The sequence below is a fragment of the Streptomyces sp. NPDC096193 genome (genome assembly GCF_040302905.1).
GTDB lineage: Bacteria > Actinomycetota > Actinomycetes > Streptomycetales > Streptomycetaceae > Streptomyces.
In genome coordinates this window covers 80,954-86,953 of the sequence record NZ_JBEOSJ010000029.1, presented here as the reverse complement: position 1 = coordinate 86,953, position 6,000 = coordinate 80,954, and the positions used below count along the sequence as shown (strand labels likewise).

The window sequence follows — 6,000 nt, the reverse complement described above, 5'->3', positions numbered from 1 at the left end:
GCCGACCGCGGGGGCGGCACCCCCCGCGGGGTGGGCGGGCCCGGGGGGGCCGCCGGCCGGCGGCCCGCCCGCCCCGATCGAGACGGATCCGGCCATCGTCACCGAGCTGATCGAGCGCAGTCAGGAGTCGATCGCCGCTCTCGAACGGGACATCCGGACGAAGACCGGTCCGGCGCTGTTCGACTTCCTGCTGGAGGCTTTCGCGGAGCACAAGCGGGTCCTCAGCGATCCGCTGAGCCTCCAGGTGATCATGGCGGGTATGGAGGCCACATGGTGGCTCAACGACAAGCTGCAGGAGTGGCTGGGCGAGAAGAACGTGGCCGACACGCTGACGCTGTCCGCCCCCGACAACGTCACGTCGGAAATGGGACTGGCGCTGCTCGACGTCGCGGACGTGATCCGTCCGTTGCCGGAGGTGGTGGCGTTCCTCCAGGGCGTCGAGGACGAGGGCTTCCTGGACGATTTGCCGAAGCTCGCGGGCGGGACCGAAGCGCGCGACGTCATCGAGGTCTACCTCGACCGGTACGGCATGCGCTGCGTCGGCGAGATCGACATCACGAGGCCACGCTGGCGCGAGCGCCCCACCACGATCGTGCCGGTGATCCTCGACAACGTCCGGAACTTCGAACAGGGCGCCGCCGAACGGCGCTTCGAGCAAGGACGGCAAAAGGCGCTGAAGAAGGCGCAGGACGTGCTGTCGCGGCTGCGGGCCCTGCCGGACGGCGACGAGAAGGCCGACGAGACCGAGCGGATGATCGACCGGGTCCGCACCTTCATCGGGTACCGGGAGTACCCGAAGTACGACATCGTCAGCCGCTACTTCGTCTACAGGCAGGCCCTGTTGAGGGAGGCCGAGCGTCTCGTACGGGCCGGTGTTCTTCCTGACCGGGAGGACGTCTTCTACCTCACGTTCCACGAACTCCACGACGTCGCACGCTCGAACCAGGTGGATATCCGACTCATCGAGCAGCGCAAGGAGGCGTTCCGTTCGTACTGCGCGCTCACACCGCCCCGGGTGCTCACCTCGGACGGTGAGGCCCTCACCGGGGCGTACCGGCGCGACGACGTACCGGCCGGTGCTCTGGTCGGCCTGCCCGTCTCCGCCGGGACCATCGAGGGCAGGGCCCGCGTCATCCTCGACATGGCGGACGCGGATCTCGAAGCGGGCGACATCCTGATCACGACCTTCACCGACCCCAGCTGGTCGCCGCTGTTCGTCGGAATCGCGGGTTTGGTCACGGAAGTTGGCGGCTTGATGACCCATGGCGCGGTGATCGCCCGGGAGTACGGTCTGCCGGCGGTCGTGGGCGTGGAGCAGGCCACCCGGCTGATCAAGGACGGGCAGCGGATTCGCGTACACGGAACGGACGGATACATCGAGATTCTGTCGTGACGGGCCGCAGAGAGAAGCCACGTGTGTAACCGGCTGTGGCACGGGAGGCGTTGAGGGGCAGGTGCATAGGATCGCCGGCATGGCACTGCGACCTGTTCACGTGAACATGAAGGCTCTTGACGGCTTGGCGGTCGGCCGGTTCTGGGCGGAGGCACTGGGCTGGAGGGTTTTCCGACCCGGAGTGACCACCTACGTCGGACCCGGCGACGAATTCGTCTGGCCGGACCCGGTCGTCCTCGGTCTCGACATCGTTCCCGTGCCAAAATCCAAGACGACGGCCAAGAACCGTGTGCACCTCGATCTCGCGACCGACTCCGCCACTCATCAAGCGGAGTTGGTCGCTCGCCTGAGGGCCCTCGGTGCGACACCCGCCGATGTGGGACAGGGCGACGTGCCGTGGACGGTCCTCGCCGACCCCGAGGGCAACGAGTTCTGTGTGCTGGAGCCTCGGGACATCTACGGGGACACCGGGCCGATTGCCCGGGTGGTGGTCGACTGTGCGGAACCGCGGGCCATGGCGCGGTTCTGGGGCGAGGCGATGGACTGGACCCTGTACGAAGTGACCGACGAACATGCGGTGTTGCGTTCGGCCAAGAGTGTCGGGCCCTACCTCGAGTTCCTTCGTACGCCCGATGTGAAGACCGTGCCGGACCGCATCCATCTCGACCTGCTGCCGTACCCCGGCGACGACGAGACAGCGGAGGCGGCCCGGCTGCGGGCGCTCGGCGCCACCGACCTCGACCTCGGCCAGGGCGATGTCCCGTGGATCTGCCTGACCGACCCGGAGGGCCATGAGCTCTGCGTCCTCGCCCCGTCCTGACGCGGAGGCGACGCCGCTGCGCGTGGCCACTGTTTCCTCACGCGCCACATGGACCGTGAGACGCGGGTGCCCCGGTTCCGGCCCGGGCGCAGCAGCAGGTCGTCGCGCTCGCGGCGTCGGCACGCCACGGCGATGTGCGGCGTGGCACGAGGGTCGGCCAGGCAGGCGTGGTGCTGATCCTCGGGGAGTTCGCAGTACTCCTCGTAGTCGACGACGCCGGGGTTCACCGGAAGGGACAGCCGGCAGCGACCCGACTCCGCCTCCACCCCCAGCGAGAAGCGGTGCGCTCGGGACACGTACGCGCCTCGAACCTCACGGACCGCTTCCTTCCTGGGGCCGGTCGTCCGCGTCGGCGCCGAAATCGGGCAGGGTCAACGATCCGTCCGCGGCGAGGGGGAAGCCCGGGTTGTGAGCGACCTCCCAGGCGTGCCCGTCCGGGTCGGTGAAGGCGCTGGAGTAGAACCCGATGGCGTTGACGGCGGCGGGCTTGGTGATGGTTCCGCCGGCCGCTTCCACGGCGACGAGCAGGTCGTCCACCTCGACACGCGAACGGACGTTGTGGGCAAGGGCGATGCCGCCGAACCCGCCGCCGGCCGGGCCGTCCGGTGCCGATGGTTTGGACGGCAGACCGCAGTCCGCAGCCAGGAGGTCGCGGTCCCACAGGACCACGGCGAGGCCGCCCGCCTGGAAGAAGACGGTCTGACTCACCTCCTGTCCGCGCCAGCCCAGTGCCTCGTAGAAGCGCCGGGCACGGGCGAGGTCGCGGACGCCGAGGGTGACGAGGCTGATGCGCTGGTCCATGCGGTCACGGTAGGGGATCTGCGCGCAACGCTGCCTGTCGCCGCGCGTGGCAGGCGGCGATCGGCGAAGCGGCCGTTTCGCCGGGGTCGGGGCAAGAGGCTTGCGGCCGGATGTGGGCGTCGTTGGCCCCGGTGGTTGCGGCGCCGTTCGCTGATCACCCGCCCTGGGCGCTCACCGAGCGGGTTCGTCATACAAAGCTCCGTGCCGACGAGCCGCACCGTCATTGGACCCGATCCGCGAGTAGCGGACGGAGATGCAAAGCCGGTGGTCACGACGGAGGTGGTGCCGGCCCGGGTGGAGCGCCCTGACGAGACCGGTCAGGAATCGAGAAGCCCTGCCGCCGAGCGGCCCATAGCGTAATGGCCATGGCAAACAACGCATCGACCACGTCCATCGCGTCCGTCACCCTCGAGGTGGCCGACCTTGAGGCCGCCCACCGCTTCTCCACCACCTTCGGAGTGGATTCGCACGTACGCCTGCGGGCGTCCGAGGCGCAGTCCACCGGATTCCGCGGCTTCACCCTGGCGCTCACGGTGTCCGGCCCGGCCACTGTCGACAGTTTCCTCGGCGCCGCCCTGGACGCCGGCGCCACGGTGCTCAAGCCCGCCGCGAAGTCGATGTGGGGCTACGGCGGCGTTGTGCAGGCGCCGGACGGGACGACCTGGAAGGTCGCGACCTCGGCGAAGAAGGACACCGGCTCGGCCACCCGCGAGATCGACGAATTCGTTCTGCTGCTCGGCGTCGAGGACGTGAAGGCCAGCAAGCAGTTCTACGTCGGTCGGGGCCTGACCGTGGCAAAGAGCTTCGGCGGCAAGTACGTCGAGTTCGCCTCGGATGCGTCCAGCCCCGTCAAGCTGGCGCTCTACAAGCGCCGTGGCCTGGCCAAGGACCTCGGCGTGTCCGCCGACGGAACCGGCTCGCACCGCATCGTTCTCGGCAGCACCACCGGTCCTTTCACCGATCCGGACGGATTCGCCTGGGAGGCGTCCACGTCGACCGCCCCCGCGGCGTCTGCCGTCTCCTGACTCCCGCCCGGACGGCGAAGGCAAGGGCTGCCTTCGCCGAGTCCACCAGGCAGGTCACCCGCCGCAGCCCCGGCCGGCTCACGGTCGCCTGGAGACAGACGGCTCCTGACAACACGCGACGTTGTCCACTCAGGAGGACGAGGTTGCGCCGTCGACCTCGCGCCAGAAGGCGCCGACCCGGGAGTTGAACACGTCCGGGGACTCCTGGAACGGCTGGTGGGCCTCTCCCGCCAGGACCTCGAAGCGTGCCCCGGGGATGGTGTCGGCCACCACCTGTCCCAGCCGAGGTGGTGTGGCGATGTCCTGCTCGCCGGCCAGGACGAGTGTCGGTGCGGAGATTCCGGGCAGCCGGTCGAGCGTGTCGTGCCGCGTGAACGCCTTGAGTTGACGCTGGAAGGTCTCGGCGGACTGCGGGTACGGGAAGGCGAGCGCTTCTTCAACGATCTGCTGCACCATGCCGTCGGCGTGTGCACGTGGCGTGTAGATCCACAAGAAGAACGCCTCCAGCATGGCGCGCTCGTCGGGAGCCTCGGTGGCCAGCCAATGCCAGAAACGGGTCAAGCCGGTGAGGTAGGGGTCCGCCTGTGCCCAGGTACTGATGAGGACGAGGCTGCGGACGGTCCCCGGGTGGCGCAGGGCCAGCTCCTGAGCAATCGCGCTGCCGCCCGAGAACCCTGTGACATGTGCCTTGTCGATCCCCAGTGCCCGGAGCACGCCCGCGGCGTCGTCGGCCATCGTGGCCACGGACAGGCGCCCGTCGGGCATCGGAGTCCGACCTGAGCCCCGGTTGTCGAAAGCGACGACCCGGTACCGGTCCGACAGTCCGTCGAGCTGCGCCTGCCACGCCTCGGCCGGGTCGCTGAGACCCGCGATCAGCAAGACGTCGGGCCCTTGGCCGTGGATCTCGGTCCAGAACGTGGTTCCGTTTACTTCGACGTATTCGCCCATGGATACACCTCCGGGCCCATCGTCGCTTCGCCGGTTCGTCGGCGAATGGCGCCGCGCCGCAGCTGCACGTGCGCGATACCGACGAGGGCCTTGGTCCTGGACGTCTCCCGTACTCCGCGCCGCAACCCTGCGGCGGGGTCTTCGGGGTCCTGCCGGTTTTGGCGACATCTGAGACTTGGCCGGCCGAACGGCCGCGGCCACAGGCCTCTTGTCGGCTGCCGGTCTTCCGGCTTCGGCTGCTCAGGCCACACTGGGCGACGTTCTGCGCGGGGACCATCCGGGACGTGCCAGTGCTACGGACCGCTCCGGCTACGCGCCTGTCGGACTTCCCCGGCAGGACCTCGCCATGGCATGGGCGGCTTACCAGCAGGCTGAAGAGCAGGACATCGGACAGACGATCGACCTGCTCTCCTGACGCCTGCGCATCGCACGGCGATGACTTCAGCGACCAGGAGCCCTCTCCTTGATCTCCTGGAGCACCCACCCGTTCCCGTCGGGGTCGCTGAAGGCGGCGAAGGAGGCGTAGCTGCCTCGCTCGGGGTCGGCACCGGGCACACGCCCCTCGCTACCGGGCCTGTGGAACACCCCACCCGCGTCGTGGAAGATCTCCCCGACATCCACACCGCGGTCGACGAGTTCGGCACGGGTGGCCTCGATGTCGAAGACGACGAGATGCAGCCCCTGGACCGACCCCGGTTCGGCCGCAGAGACACCTTTGCCGATGATGATCGAGCACTCGGAGCCGGGCGGAGTGAGTTGCACAACTCTGAACCCGTCATCGCCGACATAGTCGATATCCATACGGAAGTTGAGGTTCTCGTAGAATTCCTTCGCCCGATCCACATCGGATACGGGAAGCACCAGTACTTCGAGTTTCATGTCACTCATCGTTCAAGTCTCCGGCGGGTGCGCCGCCTCCGCATATGGAGCGGCAACGCAGCGTGCGACGAATCGTCACCCAATGCCACTGGAGCGTGACAGGGGGATCCCGTGGTCGGCGATCCTCGAATGTC

7 protein-coding genes are annotated in these 6,000 nt (G+C 68.5%); 4 read left to right on the top strand and 3 right to left on the bottom strand.

Annotated elements, in window-relative coordinates; all coding sequences use genetic code 11:
* Together ABTX78_RS31130 and ABTX78_RS31125 are read left to right on the top strand one after the other, a co-directional pair.
* The coding region (locus ABTX78_RS31130) for a PEP-utilizing enzyme (protein WP_352210126.1) at positions 1–1,393 on the top strand (1,393 nt) is incomplete at its 5' end.
* Positions 1,394–1,472: 79 nt separating this feature from the next.
* Positions 1,473–2,213: a VOC family protein gene (locus ABTX78_RS31125; RefSeq protein WP_352210125.1), complete on the top strand. Its 741-nt coding sequence runs from the start codon at positions 1,473–1,475 to the stop codon at positions 2,211–2,213.
* A gap of 312 nt (positions 2,214–2,525) precedes the next feature.
* On the opposite strand, the gene ABTX78_RS31120 is transcribed toward ABTX78_RS31125, so the two are convergent.
* A complete protein-coding gene (locus ABTX78_RS31120) occupies positions 2,526–3,014 on the bottom strand; it encodes a VOC family protein (protein WP_352210124.1) in 489 nt (162 codons plus the stop codon).
* Positions 3,015–3,379: 365 nt separating this feature from the next.
* Here ABTX78_RS31120 and ABTX78_RS31115 point away from each other — a divergent pair, with 365 nt between their 5' ends.
* Positions 3,380–4,039: a glyoxalase gene (locus tag ABTX78_RS31115; RefSeq protein WP_352210123.1), complete on the top strand. Its 660-nt coding sequence runs from the start codon at positions 3,380–3,382 to the stop codon at positions 4,037–4,039.
* 129 nt (positions 4,040–4,168) lie between these two features.
* Here the strand turns inward: ABTX78_RS31115 and ABTX78_RS31110 are convergent, their stop codons facing one another.
* A complete protein-coding gene (locus ABTX78_RS31110) occupies positions 4,169–4,987 on the bottom strand; it encodes an alpha/beta fold hydrolase (RefSeq protein WP_352210122.1) in 819 nt (272 codons plus the stop codon).
* A 175-nt stretch (positions 4,988–5,162) separates the two neighbouring features.
* On the opposite strand from ABTX78_RS31110, the gene ABTX78_RS31105 reads away from it, so the two are divergent.
* Positions 5,163–5,402, top strand: a complete 240-nt coding sequence (locus ABTX78_RS31105; RefSeq protein WP_352210121.1) for a hypothetical protein — start codon at positions 5,163–5,165, stop codon at positions 5,400–5,402.
* A gap of 26 nt (positions 5,403–5,428) precedes the next feature.
* Here ABTX78_RS31105 and ABTX78_RS31100 read toward each other — a convergent pair whose 3' ends face one another.
* Positions 5,429–5,875 carry a VOC family protein gene (locus ABTX78_RS31100; RefSeq protein WP_352210120.1) on the bottom strand — a complete coding sequence of 149 codons (447 nt, stop codon included), beginning with the start codon at positions 5,873–5,875 and terminating at the stop codon, positions 5,429–5,431.
* Positions 5,876–6,000 lie beyond the last annotated feature (125 nt).

What these genes read in the sequence shown, in the direction of transcription:
- ABTX78_RS31125 (WP_352210125.1), top strand. Translation starts at nt 1,473, where the DNA reads ATGGCACTGCGACCTGTTCACGTGAACATGAAGGCTCTTGACGGCTTG.
- ABTX78_RS31115 (WP_352210123.1), top strand. Translation starts at nt 3,380, where the DNA reads ATGGCAAACAACGCATCGACCACGTCCATCGCGTCCGTCACCCTCGAG.
- ABTX78_RS31110 (WP_352210122.1), bottom strand. Translation starts at nt 4,987, where the DNA reads ATGGGCGAATACGTCGAAGTAAACGGAACCACGTTCTGGACCGAGATC.
- ABTX78_RS31120 (WP_352210124.1), bottom strand. Translation starts at nt 3,014, where the DNA reads ATGGACCAGCGCATCAGCCTCGTCACCCTCGGCGTCCGCGACCTCGCC.
- ABTX78_RS31100 (WP_352210120.1), bottom strand. Translation starts at nt 5,875, where the DNA reads ATGAGTGACATGAAACTCGAAGTACTGGTGCTTCCCGTATCCGATGTG.